Annotated in this window: 19 protein-coding genes; 2 read left to right on the forward strand and 17 right to left on the reverse strand. The window is 59.5% G+C overall.

Going from position 1 to position 20,636, the window contains the following annotated elements; all coding sequences use genetic code 11:
* Window positions 1-65: 65 nt before the first annotated feature.
* The 13 genes from DY251_RS12465 to DY251_RS12525 form a co-directional block, all read right to left on the reverse strand.
* Window positions 66-713 (reverse strand): protein-L-isoaspartate(D-aspartate) O-methyltransferase, encoded by a 648-nt coding sequence (locus tag DY251_RS12465; RefSeq protein ID WP_116624225.1) that lies wholly within the window; start codon window positions 711-713, stop codon window positions 66-68.
* Window positions 710-1,468 (reverse strand): 5'/3'-nucleotidase SurE, encoded by a 759-nt coding sequence (gene surE, locus DY251_RS12470; RefSeq protein ID WP_116624226.1) that lies wholly within the window; start codon window positions 1,466-1,468, stop codon window positions 710-712. Before surE ends, DY251_RS12465 begins: the two co-directional genes overlap by 4 nt.
* Entirely contained in the window at window positions 1,468-2,772 is a 1,305-nt protein-coding gene (gene serS / locus DY251_RS12475; RefSeq protein WP_116624227.1) for a serine--tRNA ligase, read from the reverse strand. Before serS ends, surE begins: the two co-directional genes overlap by 1 nt.
* Window positions 2,773-2,989: 217 nt before the next feature.
* Complete coding sequence (tatC, locus tag DY251_RS12480) at window positions 2,990-3,805, reverse strand: twin-arginine translocase subunit TatC (RefSeq protein WP_116624228.1); 816 nt, start codon at window positions 3,803-3,805, stop codon at window positions 2,990-2,992.
* 20 nt (window positions 3,806-3,825) lie between these two features.
* The gene (gene tatB / locus DY251_RS12485; protein ID WP_116624229.1) at window positions 3,826-4,374 is read right to left on the reverse strand and encodes a Sec-independent protein translocase protein TatB; all 549 of its coding nucleotides are present in this window, start codon (window positions 4,372-4,374) and stop codon (window positions 3,826-3,828) included.
* A 29-nt stretch (window positions 4,375-4,403) separates the two neighbouring features.
* Window positions 4,404-4,625, reverse strand: coding sequence for a twin-arginine translocase TatA/TatE family subunit (locus DY251_RS12490; protein WP_116624230.1), 222 nt, complete (start codon window positions 4,623-4,625; stop codon window positions 4,404-4,406).
* 36 nt (window positions 4,626-4,661) lie between these two features.
* Window positions 4,662-5,768: an ABC transporter ATP-binding protein gene (locus tag DY251_RS12495; RefSeq protein WP_116624280.1), complete on the reverse strand. Its 1,107-nt coding sequence runs from the start codon at window positions 5,766-5,768 to the stop codon at window positions 4,662-4,664.
* A gap of 35 nt (window positions 5,769-5,803) precedes the next feature.
* On the reverse strand, window positions 5,804-6,550 hold the full coding sequence (gene scpB / locus DY251_RS12500) for an SMC-Scp complex subunit ScpB (protein WP_116624231.1): 747 nt from the start codon (window positions 6,548-6,550) through the stop codon (window positions 5,804-5,806).
* Window positions 6,547-7,356: a segregation and condensation protein A gene (locus tag DY251_RS12505; RefSeq protein WP_116624281.1), complete on the reverse strand. Its 810-nt coding sequence runs from the start codon at window positions 7,354-7,356 to the stop codon at window positions 6,547-6,549. The genes scpB and DY251_RS12505 overlap by 4 nt, the downstream gene beginning before the upstream one ends.
* A 77-nt stretch (window positions 7,357-7,433) precedes the next feature.
* On the reverse strand, window positions 7,434-8,453 hold the full coding sequence (gene nagZ / locus DY251_RS12510) for a beta-N-acetylhexosaminidase (RefSeq protein ID WP_170971370.1): 1,020 nt from the start codon (window positions 8,451-8,453) through the stop codon (window positions 7,434-7,436).
* A gap of 198 nt (window positions 8,454-8,651) precedes the next feature.
* Entirely contained in the window at window positions 8,652-11,303 is a 2,652-nt protein-coding gene (locus DY251_RS12515; protein ID WP_116624232.1) for an SPOR domain-containing protein, read from the reverse strand.
* Between the two features lie 93 nt (window positions 11,304-11,396).
* On the reverse strand, window positions 11,397-13,154 hold the full coding sequence (argS, locus tag DY251_RS12520) for an arginine--tRNA ligase (protein WP_116624233.1): 1,758 nt from the start codon (window positions 13,152-13,154) through the stop codon (window positions 11,397-11,399).
* Between the two features lie 76 nt (window positions 13,155-13,230).
* Window positions 13,231-14,445 carry a deoxyguanosinetriphosphate triphosphohydrolase gene (locus DY251_RS12525; RefSeq protein ID WP_116624234.1) on the reverse strand — a complete coding sequence of 405 codons (1,215 nt, stop codon included), beginning with the start codon at window positions 14,443-14,445 and terminating at the stop codon, window positions 13,231-13,233.
* An 81-nt stretch (window positions 14,446-14,526) separates the two neighbouring features.
* Between DY251_RS12525 and erpA the strand changes: the two genes are divergently transcribed.
* Window positions 14,527-14,865, forward strand: a complete 339-nt coding sequence (gene erpA, locus DY251_RS12530; RefSeq protein WP_116624235.1) for an iron-sulfur cluster insertion protein ErpA — start codon at window positions 14,527-14,529, stop codon at window positions 14,863-14,865.
* 20 nt (window positions 14,866-14,885) lie between these two features.
* Here the strand turns inward: erpA and DY251_RS12535 are convergent, their stop codons facing one another.
* Both DY251_RS12535 and DY251_RS12540 read right to left on the reverse strand, forming a co-directional pair.
* On the reverse strand, window positions 14,886-15,200 hold the full coding sequence (locus DY251_RS12535) for a ribbon-helix-helix domain-containing protein (RefSeq protein WP_116624236.1): 315 nt from the start codon (window positions 15,198-15,200) through the stop codon (window positions 14,886-14,888).
* Between the two features lie 185 nt (window positions 15,201-15,385).
* Complete coding sequence (locus DY251_RS12540; RefSeq protein WP_116624237.1) at window positions 15,386-16,873, reverse strand: nucleobase:cation symporter-2 family protein; 1,488 nt, start codon at window positions 16,871-16,873, stop codon at window positions 15,386-15,388.
* A 120-nt stretch (window positions 16,874-16,993) separates the two neighbouring features.
* Here DY251_RS12540 and xth point away from each other — a divergent pair, with 120 nt between their 5' ends.
* Entirely contained in the window at window positions 16,994-17,800 is an 807-nt protein-coding gene (gene xth / locus DY251_RS12545) for an exodeoxyribonuclease III (protein WP_116624238.1), read from the forward strand.
* Between the two features lies 1 nt (window position 17,801).
* On the opposite strand, the gene DY251_RS12550 is transcribed toward xth, so the two are convergent.
* Window positions 17,802-18,878, reverse strand: a complete 1,077-nt coding sequence (locus DY251_RS12550; RefSeq protein WP_342633570.1) for a tetratricopeptide repeat protein — start codon at window positions 18,876-18,878, stop codon at window positions 17,802-17,804.
* 286 nt (window positions 18,879-19,164) lie between these two features.
* A complete protein-coding gene (locus tag DY251_RS12555) occupies window positions 19,165-20,454 on the reverse strand; it encodes an outer membrane protein transport protein (RefSeq protein WP_116624239.1) in 1,290 nt (429 codons plus the stop codon).
* Window positions 20,455-20,636 lie beyond the last annotated feature (182 nt).

The following is a 20,636-nucleotide window of genomic DNA, read 5'->3' on the forward strand; positions in this document are numbered from 1 at the left end:
GCGAGTTAATGTTACCGCACGGTTAAGACTCGAGTCGCGTCGTAAATAAACTCGGTTGAAAAATGCTAAATGACCGACGAAACAGACCGCGCGATGGGCTGCAAACGCACGCGAGCGAAGTCTTCACGCTCAAACCGGCTGCCAACTTTGCCCAGCCTGGTCAAATCTTGCTCGTCTTCAGGCGGACCAATCGGGGCGACCATTACGCCGTTCGTCGCGAGTTGATCGACAAATGTGCGCGGCAGGCTTTCAAATGCAGCCCACACCACGATGCGATCATAGGGCCCCTGCGAGGCCAGGCCGTTGGAGCCGTCCGCATGGCGAACGGTGATGCTGCTGAGTTGCAGCGCCTCGAAACGCTGCCGGGCGTTTTCGCAGAGCGTTTTATAGCGGTCGACAGTCGTGACACGTGCGGACAGGCGCGCCATGAGCGCGGCGGTGTATCCGGTGCCGGTGCCGATTTCGAGAACACGATGAGCCGGCTCGATGTTGAGCGCAGTGATGACTGCGGCTTGGAGGTCGATGCCCTCGACCGCCTCGCCGCATTCGATTGGCACCATGCGGTCCGTCCACGCGTGGCTCTGCCACTGGGCAGGCAGGAACTGGTCGCGCGGTGTTAGTTCAATGGCTGCGGCAAGCTGCTTGGACAGGCGACCACGCTGGCGAAGGAAAAATGCTGCCAATCCCTCACGGCCTGCCGTCTGCTTGCTCATCCAAGAACCTCGCTGAGTTCGCGGCGCAAGTTATGGGCGGTCAGGTCAAGCTGCAAGGGCGTGACGGATACCTTCTTTTGGCGAATGGCGTGCACGTCCGTACCCTCGGTGACTTCCGCAGGCGCACGCCCGAACCGCAACCAGAAGTATGGCAGCCCGCGACCATCGCGGCGCTCATCGATCCACATCGCATGGGCGAGCCTGCCCTGCGCGGTGACCTCCGTGCCGGTGACTTCCTCCGGCAAGCAGTTCGGAAAATTGACATTGAGCAACACGCCATCCGGCAGCTTCATATCGATGAGCTTTTGCAGAAGCTCCGGCGCGAGCGCTTCGGCCGTTTCGTACGGCACAATGCGCTCTTCGTGCTCGACCGAATAGGCCTGGCTCAGCGCGATGGAGCGAATGCCGAGCATCGCGCCCTCAATGGCCCCGGCGACCGTGCCGGAATAAGTGACGTCATCGGCTATGTTCGAACCGGAATTGACACCCGACAGAATGAGGTCTGGCGGTTCCGGCATGAGCTTGCGCACGCCCATGATGACACAATCGGTGGGCGTGCCGCGGAGTGCATAATGCTTCTCGCCAATGCGGCGAAGGCGCAGCGGGTCCGACAACGAAAGCGAATGCGCAAAGCCCGATTGATCGAATTCCGGCGCGACAACCCAGACATCGTCTGTGAAGTGGCACGCAATGCGCTCAAGGCAAGCTATGCCCTCGGCATTGATGCCGTCATCATTCGTCAGAAGAATGCGCATTAAGCCCTCTCGACTTTTACCAGACCGCCCATATAGGGCCGAAGCACATCCGGCACTGTGACGCTTCCGTCCTGATTCTGGTAATTTTCCAACACTGCGATGAGCGCGCGGCCCACGGCAACACCGGAGCCGTTCAGTGTATGGACGAATTTGTTCTGGCGCGTCTCGCGGGTGCGATAACGCGCCTCCATGCGCCGGGCCTGGAAATCGCCGCAGACCGAGCAGGACGAGATTTCGCGATAGGCGTTTTGCCCAGGCAACCAGACTTCAATGTCGTAAGTCTTGCGCGCGCCGAAACCCATATCACCAGTGCAGAGCGCAACCGTGCGGAACGGCAGTTCAAGACGCTTGAGCACTTCTTCGGCGCATTGCGTCATGCGCTCATGCTCGGCGATGGAGCTTTCCTGATCGGTGATCGATACCAGCTCAACCTTGAAGAACTGATGTTGGCGCAACATGCCGCGCGTGTCGCGGCCAGCCGAACCAGCCTCCGACCGGAAGCACGGCGTGAGCGCCGTCATGCGCAGCGGCAACACGTCTTCCGCAATGATCTGCTCGCGCACGAGATTGGTGAGCGGCACTTCGGCGGTGGGGATGAGGCCGAGGCGCCCCTCGCCATGCGGAACGAAAAACAGATCTTCCTCGAATTTCGGCAAATTGCCGGTGCCGAACAGGACAGGATCGCGCACCAGCAGCGGCGGCGAGACTTCCTGATAACCGTGCTCGGTGGTGTGCAGGTTCAGCATGAACTGGCCGAGCGCGCGCTCAAGCCGGGCAATCTGCCCCTTGAGCACGGTGAAGCGCGAGCCGGAAAGCCGCGCGGCACCCTCGAAATCCATCATACCCAGCGCTTCGCCGATCTCATAATGCTCCCTGGTCCAGTTGGTGCGGACCTCGGGCTTTCCAACGCGGCGCACTTCGACATTGTCGTGCTCGTCGCGGCCGACAGGCACATCGTCCAGCGGGATGTTCGGGATGACGGCGAGCGCCGTTTCCAGCTCTGCATCAAGCTCGCGCTCGCGCTCCTCGGCGCTCGACAGGAACGCCTTGATCGCGTTGACTTCCTGCTTCAACTCTTCCGCGAGAGCCATATCGCCGGAGCGCATGGCGTTGCCGATCTCCTTGGACGCGGCGTTGCGACGTTCCTGACGCACCTGCAGCTCACCCAGATGCGCGCGGCGCGCTTCATCCAGATCAAGGACCGATGAAACTATAGATTGTGCGCTGTCAGGCGTGTTGCCCCGCTTTACCAGCGCTTCGATCAGCGCTTCAGGCTTCTCCCGAATCCATTTGATATCCAGCATTTCGTCTGACTTCCATTGCGATGCGATGAGGCCGTGACGGGGTAAACCTCCTCGCTTTCAGACGCAAGCCAGTGTTTGGGTAAAAAGCGGATCGGGCGAAAGTATAAGCGTTGCAAGCGCAGAGTAATTGACCTCCGCGTGCCTGCTTCTCCCACAAGGGGAGAGGTGAGCGGTGGCGACGCCGGGGCAGCCTCAGCGCAAGTAGAACCCCGGTCAGCTACACCGGAGCGGCGGGACTGGAAGTTTCGTCTTCGGCGGCGCGCTTGGCGGCTTCCTCGTCGCGCTTTTTCTCAATCATCCGCGCAGTCCAGATGGAAATTTCGTAGAGGATGATGGTGGGCAGCGCGAGGCCGATCTGGCTGATCGGATCAGGCGGGGTGAGCACCGCAGCGACGATGAACGCCAGCACGATGGCCCATTTGCGCTTTGCCTTCAAACCTGCGGATGACAGCAAGCCGACACGCGCCATGAGGGTTGTGACGACCGGAAGCTGGAACACAAGGCCGAACGAGAAAATGAGCGTCATGATGAGGCTCAGATATTCCGACACCTTTGGCAGCAGCGAAATCTGGACGTCGCCATTGCCGCCGGTCTGCTGCATGGCCAGGAAAAACCACATGACCATTGGCGTGAAGAAGAAATAGACCAGCGCAGCGCCCATCAAAAACAAGAGTGGCGAGGCAATGAGAAACGGCAGAAACGCCGCACGCTCATTGCGATACAGGCCCGGCGCAATGAATTTATAAATCTGCGTCGCGATGAGCGGGAACGCGAGAACCATGCCGCCAAACATGGCAAGCTTGATCTGCGTGAAGAAAAACTCCTGCGGCGCGGTGTAGATCAACTCCACCTTGTCCAAAGGCAGGCCCGCCCACTTGACGGCCCATTTGAACGGCACGACCAGCAGATTGAAAAGGTGCTTAGCAAAGAAAAAGCAGACAAGGAAAGCGACGAAAAAGCCGCCAATCGACCAGATCAGGCGCGTGCGCAGTTCAATAAGGTGTTCGATCAACGGAGCGGAGGATTTCTCCATCTCGTCCTGTTCAGTGAGGCTCACGATTTCGACCTTGCCGTTGTGGTTTTCTTCGCAGCCGGTTTTGCAGCGGCTTTTGCCGCGGGCTTGGCAGGCGCCTTCGCGGCTGGCTTTGTCGCGGGCGCTTTTGTTGCTTTAGCTGCAGCGGGCACCGGTGCCGGTTGCGGCGTTGCTGGCGCGGCGGCGGCTTCCGGCAATGCACTGGCACCCGTTTTCAACGGCTCAGCAGGCTGCAAATTAGGGCTGGGCGGCGACGGGGGCGGTTGCGGATTGAGCGATTGCAGCCCGGCACGAACATCAGAAGCGGCCTGCTCAAACGGATTAAGCTGCTTCTTGATTTCAGTTGCCGGGTTCAGGCTGCGCAGCGCATCAACCGACTTCTTGACGTCGTCGAGTTCGGCTTCCTGCAAAGCCTCATTGAACTGGCGCTGAAAATCGCCAGCCATCTTGCGCATCTTCGCCGTTGTGCGCCCGAACGAGCGCAACATTCCCGGCAAATCTTTTGGCCCGACGACCACGATCATTACGACCGCAATCACCAGCATTTCGGTCCAGCCTACTTCAAGCATTGGCTACCGCCTGTCTGACCGAAGCCAGCTTAGCTTTTCTTTGCCTTGACGCCCGGCTCGACGGTCTCATCAACGCGATGCTCGACGGTGCGCGGATCAACCGGCGCTTCGTCATCCTCAGCCATGCCCTTCTTGAAGCTCTTGATGCCCTTGGCCATGTCGCCCATCAACTCAGGAATCTTGCCACGGCCAAACAGCAACAGCACGACCACCAAAACGATGAGCCAGTGCCAAATCGAAAACGAACCCATTTCACACTCTTCCAGCTAGAACGGAGTTAGCATCATCTATGCGCTTTCGCGCTCAGTTTCAAACACAAGTACGTCGGAAGTGCGCGGCGTCAACCAGATATCTCGCGCAGCATCGGGCACAACGCCGCATCTGATGCGCACACGCACAGGTTGCTCATAGCCCTGAAGAGCTAATTCAAGCATTTCCACAACACCAAGATAGTGCCGCGAAAGGACTTTTGCCTGCACTGCGCCGGATTTCGGGTCAAGGTCGAAGCCCGTGGTGCGCACCGCGACAGTGGCGCGCGCGCCCTCCCCCAAACCGGCTGCAGCAAATGCGCCGACCGGCGTATTGGCCGCACCGTCACGCACTTTTGAATGAAAGAGATTCAGTTCCGAGAAAAAACCCGCAGCGAAGAGATTCGCAGGGCGCAGATAGAGGTCCGATGATTTGCCGACTTGCACCAGCTTGCCGCCTTTGAGCAGCGCGATGCGGTCGCCCATGCGCATGGCTTCTTCCGCATCATGCGTGACGACAATGGCGGTGGCGCGGCTGCGACGCAGAATTTCAAGAGTCTCGGCACGCACACTGTCCTTAAGGCGCGAATCAAGCCCGGAAAATGGCTCGTCGAGCAGCAGCACGGCGGGACGCGGGGCAAGCGCACGAGCCAGCGCCACGCGCTGTTGCTCGCCGCCCGAAAGCGTGTGCGGATAGGCATCCGCCAATCGCGACAAGCCGACGCGCTCCAGCGCGATCATGCCCTGTTTGCGGCCCTCTTCGCTGGAAAGAGCGGTGAGGCCGAAGCGGACGTTTTCCAGGATCGACAGGTGCGGGAACAGCGCAAAATCCTGAAACACCAAGCCGATGGAGCGCTTTTCCGGCGGCATGAATGTTGCCGGACCTGCGATTTCGCGGTCGTTGAGAAGGATGCGGCCCGCACTCTGGCTTTCAATGCCCGCGGCGATTCGGAGCAAGGTGGTTTTGCCGGAACCCGACGGACCGAGCAGGCACAAAACCTCGCCCGGCTCGGCGGTGAGCGTCAGCCCGCGCAGCGTTTCCGTGCCATCGGCGAAACGGTGATGGATGTCGTCAAAGCTGAGACGAGCGGCGAACGAGACGCCCGACGCCGTGCGGCTTGCACTCTCCTGTACCGCCTCGTCCACCTGATTGCCGCCCTCGATAAACCTGACCCGTTGGGTCAAGCATCTCGGTCTTTGGGTGTCAACAGGCCGAGCTCTTCCAGATCGATGTCCGTCAACGGATCTTCGTCTTCCGTCAGCTCGTCGGGATCTTCGGGTGGCAGCGGAATCGAGAAGTTGGACGGCATGCGCGCCGACAGGAGCCCCGCCCCCTTCAACTCGTCGATACCGGGAAGATCGCGGATCGATTCGAGCTGGAAATGGTCGAGGAAAGCTTCCGTAGTGCCGTAGGTTACGGGACGACCAGGCGTCTTGCGGCGACCACGCATGCGCACCCATTCGGATTCCAGCAGCGTGTCGAGCGTGCCCTTGGAGGTTTCGACCCCGCGAATGTCTTCGATTTCGGCGCGGGTGACCGGCTGGTGGTAAGCGATGATGGAAAGCACCTCCAGCGCGGCGCGGGAAAGCTTGCGCTGCTGGATCGTGTCGCGGCTCATCAGGAAAGCAAGGTCGCCCGCGGTGCGGAACGCCCACGAATCACCGATCCGTACAAGGTTTACGCCGCGCTTGGCGTAGATTTGCTGGAGATGAAGCATGGCCGCGGCGACGTTGGCGCCCTCCGGCAAGCGCGCGGCCAAGGCGTTTTCGCTGACAGGCTCGGTGCTTGCGAACACCAGCGCTTCGGCCATGCGCGCGGTTTCGGCCAGCAGCATGCGCTCCGCAGTGCTCAAGGCTTCCGGGGCTTCATCTTCGTTTTCATCATCGGCCCGAAAGGGCATGATCTTCGCGCTCGCTTGTTCGCTCATGCTGCACTCACCGGTTTCGGCGTGGCAGTTCGCCCACGCATATACAAAGGCTTGAAGGCGGCTTCCTGACGCATTTCGATTTGCCCTTCGCGCACCATTTCAAGGCTGGCGGCAAATGAACTCGCTATAGCAGTGGTGCGCTGGTCGGCGCTGACGACGTAATCAATCAGGAAGCTGTCGAGGCTCGCCCAATCTTCCAACTGGCCGATCATTCGCGTCAGCATTTCGCGCGCATCCTTGAGCGACCAAACGCGCCTATATGCGATGCGAACACTCGACATTTCCTTGCGCTGACGCTCCGCCGCGTAGGCCGAAAGCAGGTCGTAGAGCGTGGCCGAAAACTGGTTTCGCTTTTCGATGATGACCGTTTCCGGCATGCCGCGCGCAAACACATCGCGCCCAAGCCGATTGCGATTGACCAGACGCGCCGCCGCATCGCGCATCGCCTCAAGGCGCTGGAGGCGGAACTGGAGTACAGCGGCCAATTCCTCGCCGCTCTCGCCTGTTTCGTCCTTTTGCTTGGGGATCAAAAGCTTGGATTTCAGGAAGGCCAGCCATGCGGCCATGACCAGATAATCCGCAGCGATTTCCAGCCGCAACTCGCGGACCTTTGCGATGAAGCCCAGATATTGCTCGGCAAGCGCGAGAACCGAAATGCGCGTAAGGTCCACTTTCTGGTTGCGCGCGAGGTGCAGCAGAAGGTCGAGCGGACCTTCAAAACCGGCAACGTCTACGACCAGTTCCGGCTCGTCAGTGGCTCGCTCTTCCGCACCGGGCAGCGCGCCCTCGCCCCACAGCCGATCCATCGGCGTGCGGTCCGAAGCTGCCTTACTTGGCGATTTTGGCGGCGTTTGACCTGCCATCGTGTCCTTCTATCAGCGGATTATGCAACCGCCTCGAAATAGTTTGCAAACTCGGCTCGGATGTCTGCTTCGGCCACTGCGTCTCGTGACTTGATGAAGCCGAGCGCGCGTTCGGCACGTTCAAGCGCGCGGCCCTCAAGCGGCTTCGCACCCGCCACAATGCCCTGCATTTCTTCCATTACCCCGTTGCAGTGAAGGACGATATCCACGCCCGCCGCAAGGATTGCCGACGATTTATCCGGGAAATCCCCAGAAAGCGCCTTCATGGAGGTGTCATCGCTGATGAGAAGGCCGTCAAAGCCGATCTCGCCGCGCACGATGTCTTGCGTAACCTTACGCGAAGTGGTGGCCGGATTGTCGGGGTCAATTGCATTGAAAACCACATGGGCGGTCATTGCCATCGGCAGATGATTGAGCGCCTTGAACGGGGCAAAATCATGCTGGCGCAGTTCGTCCAGTGATTCATAGACCGTGGGCAGCTCGTAATGCGTATCGGCAGTCGCGCGACCGTGGCCCGGTATGTGCTTCATGACCGGCAGAACGCCGCCCGACATGAGGCCCTCGGCAGTGGCGCGGCCAAGCGCGGCGACGGTGTCGGGATCGAAGCCATAAGCACGCGCGCCGATTACGTCGCTCGCTCCGGCAACGGGGACGTCAAGCACGGGGAGGCAGTCGGCATTGATGCCAAGGCGCAGAAGGTCGAATGCGTGAAGGCGTGCAAGCAGCCATGCCGCGCGAAGACCTTGCTCGCGGTCGGCCTGATAGACTGCGCCGATTGCCGAACCGGAGGGATAATTCGGCGCGATGGGCGGGCGAAGACGCTGCACGCGACCGCCCTCCTGATCGATAAACACAGGCGCATCCGGCCTGCCGACACTGGCGCGCATGTCGGCCACCAGATCACGGATCTGGTCCGGCTCGCCAATGTTGCGCGCAAAGAGGATGAAGCCCCACGGACGCTCGTTTGCGTAGAACGCGCGCTCTTCAGGTGTGAGGGATTTGCCGGCGCAGCCGAAGATAATTGCTTGTGATTCGCTCATGGCAGCAATTTAGACCCGCATTGAGCCGATGCCTACCATTTGAAATTGAAGCTGTGTGGCGTGACTTACCCCTCATCCGCCTGCCGGCAGGCGGATGAGGGGTAAACTGTGAGGCGTATCGATTGAGAGCAGTGCTGGCAAAAACAAAAAAGCGCGGACCCGAAGGCCCGCGCCTTGTTCGTCAGATGCTGTTTGCGGTCAGGTCTTCGTGACGAAGCACTTGCCGCCTGCAGACTTGAAGCTGTTGCACATGCCAGCCGCCGCGTCGCGGGTTTCCGCCGGGATGCGGATGCGCCAGAACGTGCCCTTGCCTGCGATGTCGGCCTTGACGATGTTCACGCCCTTGCCTTCAAGCACGCTGCCGTAGCGGCCAAGCATCTTCTGATAGGTCGCCTTGGCGGCAGCTTCGCTGCTTTCCGAAGCAATCTGCATCGTCCAGCCACCCTCGACGGCCGGTTGCGGCTCGATGGAAGCGGTCTGATCCGGCGCAACGTCTGCAGGCTGCACAGCCGCCTGATCATCATTGGCCGGAAGCGCCGGTGCATCGTCGTTGGAACCGATGGCGCTTGCGACATCATCACTTGCCGGGGCCGGTGCGGCAGCAGCGACCTTGTTCTGTGGCGCGATGGTGTTCGTCGCCTGCGGCTCCGTTTCCTCGCGAGGAGCAAGGCTGCCATCCGGCTTCACAACCATTGTGCGGACCTTGCGCGGAGCCACGGCGATGGATTCGCCATTGGCAGGCTGCGCATCTTCCGCAGTGGCGGGCTGGATGCGGTCATCCGACTTTGCGGCGCCATCATCCGACATTGCCAGATCGTCTTCCGCATTTTCAGGCAACTGGTCCGGCAGATCGACCGGCTCTTCATTGCTGGTGATCAACTTGTCCTGTGGATTGGCGTTCGCATCCCCAGTGCGAGCAACAGTCTCGTAAACCTTGCTTTCCTGGCTAGGCTGCGTGCTGGCGGTCGGCGTTTCCGGGCGCACCCTGAAAGGAGCCTGATCGGCCTTGACCAACTCCGGTGAGCTGCCCTGCGCATCGCCCATCATCGACATGGCAACCGCACCAGCAACGCCAAGGATGGCGACGCCACCGATGATTGCCGCAATGAGCAGGCCGCGCTTTTTCGGCTGCTTCTGATAGGCGGGCTGCTGATACGGCGCGGGGGCCAGATCATCCTCGAAATCGCCATCGAGATCGAAATCGTCCATTGCGGCGGTGTCGAAATCGTCAAACGCTTCGGCGAGATCGTCTTCGGTCAGGTCGATACGAATATCGTCGTCATCGTGATGGGCGTGAGCTGCCGCGCGCTCCTGATATGCAGGCGCAGCAGGTTGCGGCGTGTAGCCATAAGATGATGCGGGCTTTGACTGCGCAGCATAGGACGGCTGCGGAGCAGCAGGCTGCGCATAGGTTTGCGCGCTGTATGCATTGTGCATGTCCGGCGCTGGCTGCGCAGGGCGCGACGAAACACCAGCGAAGGACGGCGTTGCGCGAGCCGGAGCAGCGGCAGGAGCCGGGGTGCTCATCTGCTGGAGCAGATTGTTGAACTCGGTGTCGAGATCATCGACCGCAGCAACGGCCAGCGGCTCCTCAGCAATTTCAAGCTCTGGAATGTCGAGATCGTCAGCGACGGCGACCGCACGGTCTGGCACGTCAATCGTCTCGATTTCCGGGATCGGCGCGGCGACAACCGGCTCAGGACGGCTGTAGGCTGCAACCTGCGGCGCTTCCACGACGCGCGGTGCAGGCATTTCCACGACTGGTGCCTGCGGCTCAATGCGCTGCTCAATACGAGGCTCGACGCGAAGGGGCTGCGCTTCAGCGCGAGCGATTGGCTGCTCGGCGCGGTTGATCTGAGGGGTGGCCCGGCTGAACACAGGGGCAGCTGTGCGCCAGGAATCATTCGGTTCTGCTACGCGGTACTTTTGCGCCATGGCGGCTAACATCGCAAACGGGTCGTCTTCATCTACTGCCGGGGGTTCCTCCGCCTTGACTTCGGCGACAGGTTCAACTTCCTCCTGAACAGCGGCTACTACTTCTTCGGCTTCCTCTGTTGCCTCGACAGGTGAAAGCTCTTCTTCTGTTTCTTCTACCAACGCTTCGGCTGCTTCCACTTCGGGAAGCTTATCGAGCGCCTCGGCTGGTTCAGGGAAACCGAACTCAACCGACAAATCGTCTTCCGGGGCTGGCATCGAAACCGAAGCATGCGCCGCGACGAGTTCTTCTTGATTGGGCTGCTGCGAAACCGACGCCAGATTTTCAGCGCGGGTATCGAGAATTTCGTGATGCTCAGAATTGCCAAGCAGTGCGTTGAACTCCGCCTCAAGCTCGGCTTCGTCGGCGTCGTCAGCGACAAAGGCGACCGGCTCTTCGCGGGGCGCTTCCTGCGACTGCTCGTTGACCGGGCTGAGCTTGATGACCGGAATCTCAGCGTCTTCAACCTGTGGCGCAAGCTCTGCGGCCATCAGATCTTCAAGCGGCTGCTCATCGGCTGCTGATAATTGCGGCTCGTCGGCAACTTCTTCCTGCGCGACCGGCTCATCTGCGGCTTCTTCGACATGCGCTTCAAGCGGCGGAAGCGGCTCTTCAAGCTCCGGCTCCTGGGCGGAAGCGGCCACTGGCTCGTCGGCGACGTCCTCATCGCCAAACTCGCGCATAAGCTCTTCTTCAAGATCGATCTTGAATTCCTCAACAGACGCGGTTTGTACCGCGACCTTGTTGGCGCCTTCCGCCTTGCGCGGATCGAAACCCATGATGCGCGTCAACTCAGCAAAGGGATCGGCAGCAGGCACGTCGGAGTCCATCAGGTCTTCCCGACCCGCATTCACACCGGTTGTTTTGTCAGCCATGTGTCTCTCGCACACTCATGTTACACGGTTACGCAGAGGCGTTTGCGGCCCCTACCAGCGCAATGTGGGCAAATGGTGACAGGTGATTTGTGCTCAACGCATCTCGGTTGGAGCATCTGCCCCAATCAGCGTCAGGCCCGATGTGACGACATCGCAAACCGCCTGCACCAGACCCAGCCTGGCTTCGGTCAATTCTGCGTCGTTAACCTTAACAAAGCGTAAGCTCACATTTTCAGTGCCACGATTCCAGTGGGCATGGAAAGCGCTCGCCAAATCATAGAGGTAAAACGCAAGCCTGTGAGGCTCATGCGCCTGCGCCGCAGAGGCCACCAGACGGGGGTATTCCGCGAGTTTCTTGATGAGCGTCAATTCGCCCTCATCATCAAGCTTTTCCACGGACTTGCGCAATGTTTCGCGATCAAATTCGCGACCCGGAAACTGCTCGCGCGCCTGCCGGAAAACCGAGTGGCAACGCGCCGAGGCGTATTGCACATAGAAAACCGGATTATCCTTGGACTGCTCCGTGACTTTTGCGAAATCGAAATCCAGCGGGGCATCGCTCTTGCGATAGAGCATCATGAAGCGAATCGCATCGCGACCGACTTCCTCCACCACATCGCGCAGCGTGACGAACTCCCCTGACCGCTTCGACATGCGCACCGGCTCGCCATCGCGGAACAGCTTCACGAGATTGCAAAGCAGGATCGTGACTTCCAGCCGGTCGGCGGAAAGGGCGCGGCCAAGCGCTTCCATGCGCTTTACGTAGCCGCCATGATCCGCGCCGAGCACGAAAATGGTTTGCTCGAACCCGCGCGCAATCTTGTCGGCCATATAAGCGACGTCGGCGGCGAAATAGGTGAATGAGCCATCCGACTTGATCAGCGGACGATCCAGATCGTCGCCGACCTCGGTGGAGCGGAACAGCGTCTGCTCACGGTCTTCCCAATCGACGGGCTTTTCGCCCTTCGGAGGCGGCAGCGTGCCCTTGTAGACGTGGCCAGCCAGCGTGAGGTCGTTGATCGCGGAGCGGATGCGACGCGCACCATCGGCATGCAGCGCGCGCTCGGAGAAAAACACCTCGTGGTGAACATTCAGAAGCGCGAGGTCTTCACGGATGATGACCATCATGGCCTCGATCGCGCGGTCCTTGGCGATGGCAAGGGCTTCGTCTTCGGGCTTTTGCAGAAGGTCGCGGCCATATTGCTTTGCCAGCGACTGACCGACCGGAACGAGATAATCGCCGGGGTAAAGGCCTGGCGGAATCTCGCCGATATCTTCCCCGAGCGCCTCGCGGTAGCGCAACAGCACCGAGCGGCCCAGAACGTCGATCTGCGCGCCAGCATCGTTGATGTAGTATTCCTTGGTGACGTCGTAACCGACGAAAGCCAGCATGTTGGCAAGCGTGTCGCCTACCACCGCGCCACGGCAATGTCCGACATGCATCGGCCCTGTCGGGTTCGCGGATACGTATTCGACATTGACCTTGCGCGCCTGCCCAAGCGTGGTGCGGCCAAAATCCTGACCTTCCACCAGAATGCCGGACAGCAGCGATTGCCAGAAACGCTCGGCCAGCTTGAGGTTGACGAAGCCGGGACCGGCGACCTCGGCGCGCACCACGTCCGGGTCCTTCGCCAGTTCAGCAACGATCATTTCGGCCAATGCGCGGGGATTCTGCCCAGCCGGTTTGGACAGAACCATCGCGGCGTTTGTGGCAAGGTCGCCGTGACTGGAATCGCGCGGCGGCTCGACAGCGATGCGCGAAAGATCGAGCGAACCGCCGTCTTTCGACTTGATCTCAAGACCTTCTACGATTTTGATAATCCGACCTGTGAAGTCGGCGAAAATATTCATGGCTTTACCGGACTGCTTTCAATGGACAGACGCCCGCCAATATATGGCAACGACGCGCGAATTGTTGGGCGCGGAGCTATCCCAAATCCGGCTCGCGGTCAAACAGACGGCGGTATTCCTTGATGGCGTATGTGTCCGTCATACCCGCGAGGTAGTCCGCGATATGCCGAGCCTTGGCCTCTTCCGAGGCATCAGCGCCAACAGTGCGCCAACTTTCGGGCATTGCGGCGGGATCGGCGAAATAGGCGTCGAACAGGTCCTTGACGACTTGCTCGGCTTCTTCGCGCACGCGCATGACGACGGGGTTGCGGTAGAGGTTGGCGTACAGGAAGCGCTTTAGCTGGCTTTCCGAAGCCGCCATCTGCTCCGAAAACCGCGCGAGGGTTTCGCCAGCGCCGCGCACATCGTCCGCGCTTTGCGGCTTTAGACGGTCCAGATTTGCGGAGGTGGTGGAGATGACGTCCTCAACCATCGCGGTGATCTGTCGGCGCACCAGCTCATGCGTTGTGCGGTGCTGGTCGAGGCCGGGATAGAGCGTGCGCACTTCGGCCAGTATCGCGGCGGGCATGTCAGCTCCTTCCAGCATTTCCAGCGACAGCAGGCCGGAGCGCAGGCCATCGTCGATGTCATGCGCATCATAGGCGATGTCATCAGCAATCGCGGCGCATTGCGCCTCCAGCGCGGCGTAGCGGGACAGCTCAAGATCAAACTGGGCGGAGAAATCCAGAATGGCCTGCGGCACCGGACCTTTCAGCCCCCTACCCGACGAATCCTCCAGCGGGCCATTGTGCTTGACCAGACCTTCGAGCGTTTCCCATGCGAGGTTCAGCCCGTCGAAGGTTGCGTAGCGGCGCTCAAGATCGGTGACAACGCGCAGAGACTGGGCGTTGTGGTCGAAGCCGCCCCATCGGCTGAGGCGGTCGTTCAGCGCATCCTCGCCCGTATGGCCGAAGGGCGTGTGACCGAAATCATGCACCAACGCGATGGCCTCGGCCAAATCCTCATCGCACCGGAGCGAGCGGGCCAAAGCGCGGGCAATCTGGGCCACCTCAATCGAGTGCGTGAGGCGCGTGCGGTAATGGTCGCCCTCATGCGCGATGAAGACCTGCGTCTTGTGTTTGAGGCGGCGAAAGGCGGTGGAATGGATGATACGATCGCGGTCGCGCTGGAACGGCGTGCGGGTCGGGCTTTCGGGCTCAGGATAGAGACGGCCACGCGATTGCGCAGGGTCGCAGGCATAAAGCGCGCGTGGCCTGTAGCCGAAGCCAATGCCTTCGAGTTCCGTTCCCATCCGCTTCTCGCCTGCCCTCCAGTTGACTTGGACAGACGCGCTTCATACCTATGGTGGGAACGCTAATGCAAGGTGAGCGCTATGAGCGCAGAAATAAACACTGTGGAAGTAACGGAAGCTGCGGCAAAACGCATTGCCAAAATCGTTTCCGCCGAGCCGGGCAAGTCTGCCCTGCGCGTATCTGTCGAGGGTGGCGGATGCTCAGGCTTTTCCTACAAGTTCGATCTTGTAGACGGGCGCAACGACGACGATTTCGCTATTGAACGCGACGGCGCAACCGTTCTGATAGACGATCTTTCGCTCGTCTATATGGGCGGCTCGGTCATCGACTTTGTCGACGACCTGATGGGCCAGTCATTCCAGATCAAGAATCCGAATGCTGTCGCGTCCTGCGGCTGCGGGACGAGTTTCTCAGTATAACCGGGAGAAGAGCGGCTTATTCAGCCGCTCTTCTTTTCTTTTCCAGGTTGCGACTCGCGCAATGACGCATTCTGTTCGTCAAGCCACCGCAGGCACGTGACCCGGATAGCAGACGTAAGATTGCCAGATTCACCGTGCTGCTGAGCGATTTCCTCGATCAGTGCACCCATGGTGATTTTTCTGTTTTCAGCCATACGCTTCAGCGTCGTCCAGAATATCCGCTCCAACCTGATACCGCGTCGCACATTGCCGCGTGCGACGACCCGGAACTCCGGAGCGAAAGGATCTTTTTCTGACGAAGCTGGCTTTAGTCCCCCATTGTCTTCATTGCTCATTTGGCTCGACCGTGTTTGCCCCAAGCCTCCTCGCAGGGGTTTTGTGGGACGGCGGCACGGCCTTGCTCAATACAGCCTTATGGTGAGTAAGGAGTAGGCGAGCCCTACCCCTCCCCCATTAGGAGAGGGGGTGAGCGGCTTGCATTGAGAAAAACGATCAGAATGAGCTAGCTCTGAACGGCGATTCAGTGGGCCTCGGCCGTCATGGCTGCTTCGCGCAGTTCTGCTTCATCGATCACCGTGCCGTTGAAGAAAGCGTTCAGCACGATCGACGACATGGTGGCGAGCAGGATTCCTGATTCGATCAGCGGATGAATCGCGTGCGGAAGCCACATCATGTAGCTCGGCGCGATGAGCGGGATCATGCCCATGCCCAGAGATACGGCGACTACGAACAAATTGTTGCGCTTATGCTTGAAGTCCACATTCGAGAGGATGCGGATGCCAGTGGCCGCAACCATGCCGAACATGACCAGCCCTGCCCCGCCCAGAACGAAAGTGGGCAGGCTTTCGACAAGCGCACTCATTTTCGGGATGAGGCCGAAGATGATTAGAATGACGCCGGCCGCAACGCAGACGAAGCGGCTCTTGACACCCGTGACGCCGACCAGCCCGACATTCTGCGAAAAGGATGTGTAGGGGAAGGTGTTGAATATGCCGCCAATGACCGTGCCCAGACCATCCGTACGCAGGCCGGCGGACAGGCTTTGCGGCGTGATCTTACGTTCGACGAGGTCGCTCAACGCGAGGAACATGCCGGTCGACTCGATCAGCGACACTATCATTACCAGCACCATTGTTGCGATGAGGATGGGATCGAAGATCGGCATGCCGAAATGAAACGGCGAAATGAGCGCGAACCAATCGGCCTTTGCGACATTGTCGAAATGCATCATGCCAAACAGCGCGGTGGCAACGCCGCCGACGATAATGCCAAGCAGGACCGCGATGTTCGAGACAAAGCCCCGCCCATATTTTGCGATGAGCAGGATCGAGATAAGCACAAGCACCGAAATACCGATATGCGACAAGGGCGCATAGCCGGGATTGTTGACGGAAGGCGCGAGCTGCAAGCCAGCCGGAATCGGCGGAATGGCGGGGTTTGCACCAGTCGTGAAGCTCTGAACGGTCTTAAGCCATTCCGCATGTTCTGGCGAGACGAGCTTCGGCGCTGTCAGCCCCACCGGCACGCCGAAAACCCACTGGATGCCGACGCGCATCAGCGTTACGCCGATAACGAGAATGATGGTTCCTGTGACCACCGGTGGAAAGAAGCGAAGCATCTTGCCGACAAGCGGCGCAAGAAATATGCCGATGACGCCAGCACCGATGATGGAGCCGAATATCAGCCGCGCACCATCTGCACCCGGATTTGCGCCCGCCATCGCCACCATCGGGCCGACTGCAGCGAAGGTGACGCCCATCATCACCGGCATCTTGATGCCGAACCATTGTGTGACGCCAAAGGACTGAATCAGTGTAACGATGCCGCAACAAAAGAGATCGGCAGAAATCAGAAATGCAACATCATGCGGTTCCAGATTGAGCGCGCGCCCAACAATCAACGGAACCGCGATGGCCCCCGCATACATTACCAGAACATGCTGGATTCCGAGTGTGGCAAGGCGTGGCAGTGGCAACACCTCGTCCACAGGATGGACGGTTGACGACATGAGTGCTCTCCCGGTTTAATCCCGCTCCTTTATCAAGCTCCTCACAGCGGGATGGTGGAGAATGACTGGAAACCGGTGCGCCGACTATCAAGTACTATTTGAAATTCTAATGAGATTCACATGAAAATCGTGACCTGGAATATTAACGGCGTCAGAGCCCGCCTGGGAAATCTCACGCATTGGCTGAGCGAGAGCCAGCCCGATATTGCGTGCCTTCAAGAAATCAAGACCGTGGACGACCAGTTTCCGCGCGCGGAGGTGGAGGCGCTCGGCTACAACGTGGAAACGCACGGGCAAAAGGGCTTCAACGGGGTAGCCATCCTTTCCAAGCTACCGTTCGACGAGGTGAACCGTGGCCTGCCCGGCGACGATGCCGACGAGCAGGCGCGCTTCATCGAAGGCGTTTTCTCGACGGATCGCGGCGCGCTGCGCGTCGTCTCGCTCTATCTGCCCAACGGAAACCCGATCGACACGGAGAAATTTCCGTACAAGCTTTCGTGGATGGAGCGCTTGCAGCGCTGGACGAAGCAGCGGCTGGAGCTTGAGGAAGCGCTGGTGCTGGCTGGTGACTACAACGTTATTCCCGAGCCCAAAGATGCACGCCATCCCGAAAACTGGCTGGGCGACGCTCTGTTTCAGCCTGAGACAAGACAGGCTTTCCGGCGGCTGAAATCGCTGGGTCTGACAGAAGCCGTCCGCGCTGTTACCGACGCGACGGATGTCTACACGTTCTGGGACTATCAGGCAGGCGCATGGCAGAAGAACAACGGCATTCGTATCGACCATCTGTTGCTCTCGCCCGAGGCGGCGGATGTGCTGGTTTCAGCCTCAATAGAAAAGCATGTGCGCGCCTGGGAAAAGCCTTCCGACCATGTGCCGGTTGCCATCGATCTCAATCTGGGACTGCCGGTGAAAGCTGCAGCGTGACTTACTGCTGGTCCTGAAGCTCGTCGGCGCGCGCAATTGCCTTGCGCCGCGTGCTCTCTTCAGTGACCGCGAAAGCTTCTTCCTGCATGCTGCGAATCCACGGCCGATCACGCGGTTCGGCACGTTCAAGCGCTGTCGTCATCATGGCCAGGCCATCGACAACCCTGCCGCTCTGGAACAGCAGATTGCCGAGCATGGCGCGCGCGCCCTCATGGCCGTTTTTGGCTGCGAGCATTAGCCAGCGGCCCGCCAGGCGAATTTTGCTCGGCGAGGATTCGCCACGCTGCAAATACATCTTGCCGACTTCGAACTGGCCGATGGGGCTGCCGTAATTTGCGGCACGCTGAAAATATTCGAACGCTGCATCAGGATCTGCCTGCACCGGGCTGCCAGGTATGCCCTCTTCGACATAGCGCCCCATTTCGGCGAGCGCATCCCCGACGAAACGCTCGTCGCTGCTGCCCGGCTCGACATCGCGGCTGACGATCTCGGAGAAGAATTTATAAGCTTCGTAGTCGTCCTGCGTGACGCCATCGCCCTCGGCATACATGCGTGCCAGCTTCCAGGTGGCGCCTATCTGCCCCTGCTCGGAAGCATCGCGATAAGCCTGCGCCGCCTGATCCTTATGCCCGCTCTTGTAGGCGGAGAACCCGAACTTGAAGACATCCCAAGGGCCACTCTTTTCGGTGATGGTAGCATCCTGCGCCCAAGCAGCCTCGACGCCGCCTGCCAGACACCCTGCGAGAGCGGCACTGATAAAAGAAGAACGGAGGATTTCCGATACCCTCATGCGAACTTGCTTCCGCCGAACCGGCGCGCAAGCAACTGCGCGCGCTCGTCCGGCGCTCCTGAAAACCTCATTTTGAGCAGGCTGGCGAGCCAACTGCTCCCTGTTTAGCATAACATGATAGGGGTTTTCGGCCAAAGTACGGCCCGGAATGGCCAGACCGGCGGCGAGGCTGTGACAAGAGTCAGCCATCGTTTCCGGCTGGATTTGCACGCCAACTGCATCGCGCGCACAAGCTGGCGCGCCTTCAGCAATCAACTGCCCCTGATTTGAGATGACCCTCGCGTCCATTCCTTTGCGCCGCAATCGCGGCCTTCATTCCTGTTCACGCCGACGATGCGGCTGTTGTGGTGAAACGTCTTTTTGCTGCGTTCCGTCCCAACGGCGTGCGCGTGGTTTATGGCGGGAAAACGGCAATTGCGACTCCGGAAGCCACCCCACGGATGGGTCTTTCCAAGCTGTTGCTGATTCGACACAAACCCGCCGCCGCCAAAAGACGTAGAGCGACATCACGACTTCCACTCAAGAATTAAAAAAGCCCGGCAGTGCCGGGCTTTTCGCATTCCATGAAGTCAGCTTACCACTTGATCGAGTAGCCAACATTGCCAGCAACTGCCCAACCGGAGTCCGCCGATGAATTTTCGCCCGGCGCATAGTTGGTTTCTTCGGCTGAGCCAATGTAGGTCAATCCGCCACCGAGACGCAGCTCACCGCCGAATTTGTCCTTGAGGAGCGTGCCAGCCGATACGGTCCAGCTATCACTGATCAGATCCCATCCGGTCGCAACGCCCTGATCATAGGTGAGGGCAACCAAACCCGAAACATTGTCGTTGAACTGGTGACCAACACCAGCGGTGAAGGTCCAGCCATCTTTCCAGAAATAATCATTGGTGCTGTTGATAGTCGTGCCAAGCGGCGTGAAGGCTTCGGCGATCAACTGCTTGGTTTCACTCCAGTCGGTCCACTTGATAGCGCCGAACGCCAGCCAGCCCGGAGCAATGCCGGACTGAAGCTTCAACTCAACGCTCTGCGGCAAATCACCAGTACCGATCGCGGGCAGCGCATTGCGCAGATTTGCTGCGGCTGCCGCATAAGCCTGACCAAGAACCGCCTGAGCCTGCGCTCCAACCTGCTGAGCCTGCAACAACTGACCAGCAGCCGCCAAAGCCTGCGCTTGCTGCTGCAGAGCTGCCGCCTGCGCGCCAAGCAGCGCACCAGTCGGAACCGTCAATGAACCATCTGCACCATAGTGCGTGCCTGACCGATACATGAGCTGGGCGCGGAAGGCGATTTCCTTGATTTCATACGCGACACCAAGCCGGTAGCCAGTATCGTCGCCATCCAACGAAAGAACGGCATTTGAAAGAGCAACGTCGCCAGGCAGACTGCCGACAACATTCACACGGTTGTAGTCGAACTGCTCCATAAAGCCGCCGCCCAACAACCAGAAATTGCCTTTGCCGACATCAAATTTAACGCCACAGGTGAGCGCAGATTCATATGTGGTGAATTCTTCAGACAACTTTCCAGATATGGTTGGGAAGTCGTATTGCGCATTGCCACCGTTATTCATCACATGCGTGCCGGCGCAGCGGAAATTATCCGTTACGTTCAATTTGACCGCAAACGAAGGGACCATATAGTCTGCGGCGTAATCAGTGCCGTTCAACTGCGGGTTGGCGTTCGATTTGAATTTGCGCGTTGGGTGAACATAAGTCACGCTCGAACGCATGTTGAAGTTGCCGTCTTCATAGATGATGTCGGTGTCGGCCGTGCCACGACCAAAACCGCCAGCATTTGCTGTGCCCACAACCGCCATCGACAGGAAGGTGGCGCCGAGCAGCGATTTGACGAGCAGTCTGTTCATTTTCAAGGTCCTCTCCCCGCAGGCAATTCCGTTGCGCCGAATGTGTACGGCTAACGGATGATCTTGCAACGCCGAATTGCGACCGGTGAGAATTTACGACGCCTTAATTTCCGCCTTTACGCTCCCGGTACAAAGTAAAACCCGCCTGAAAACGGCTCGAACTGGAGCGCGCGCGGGCAAAA

Origin of the sequence: Mesorhizobium denitrificans, assembly GCF_003403035.1 — a bacterium.
Taxonomy (GTDB): Bacteria; Pseudomonadota; Alphaproteobacteria; order Rhizobiales; family Rhizobiaceae; genus Mesorhizobium_G; species Mesorhizobium_G denitrificans.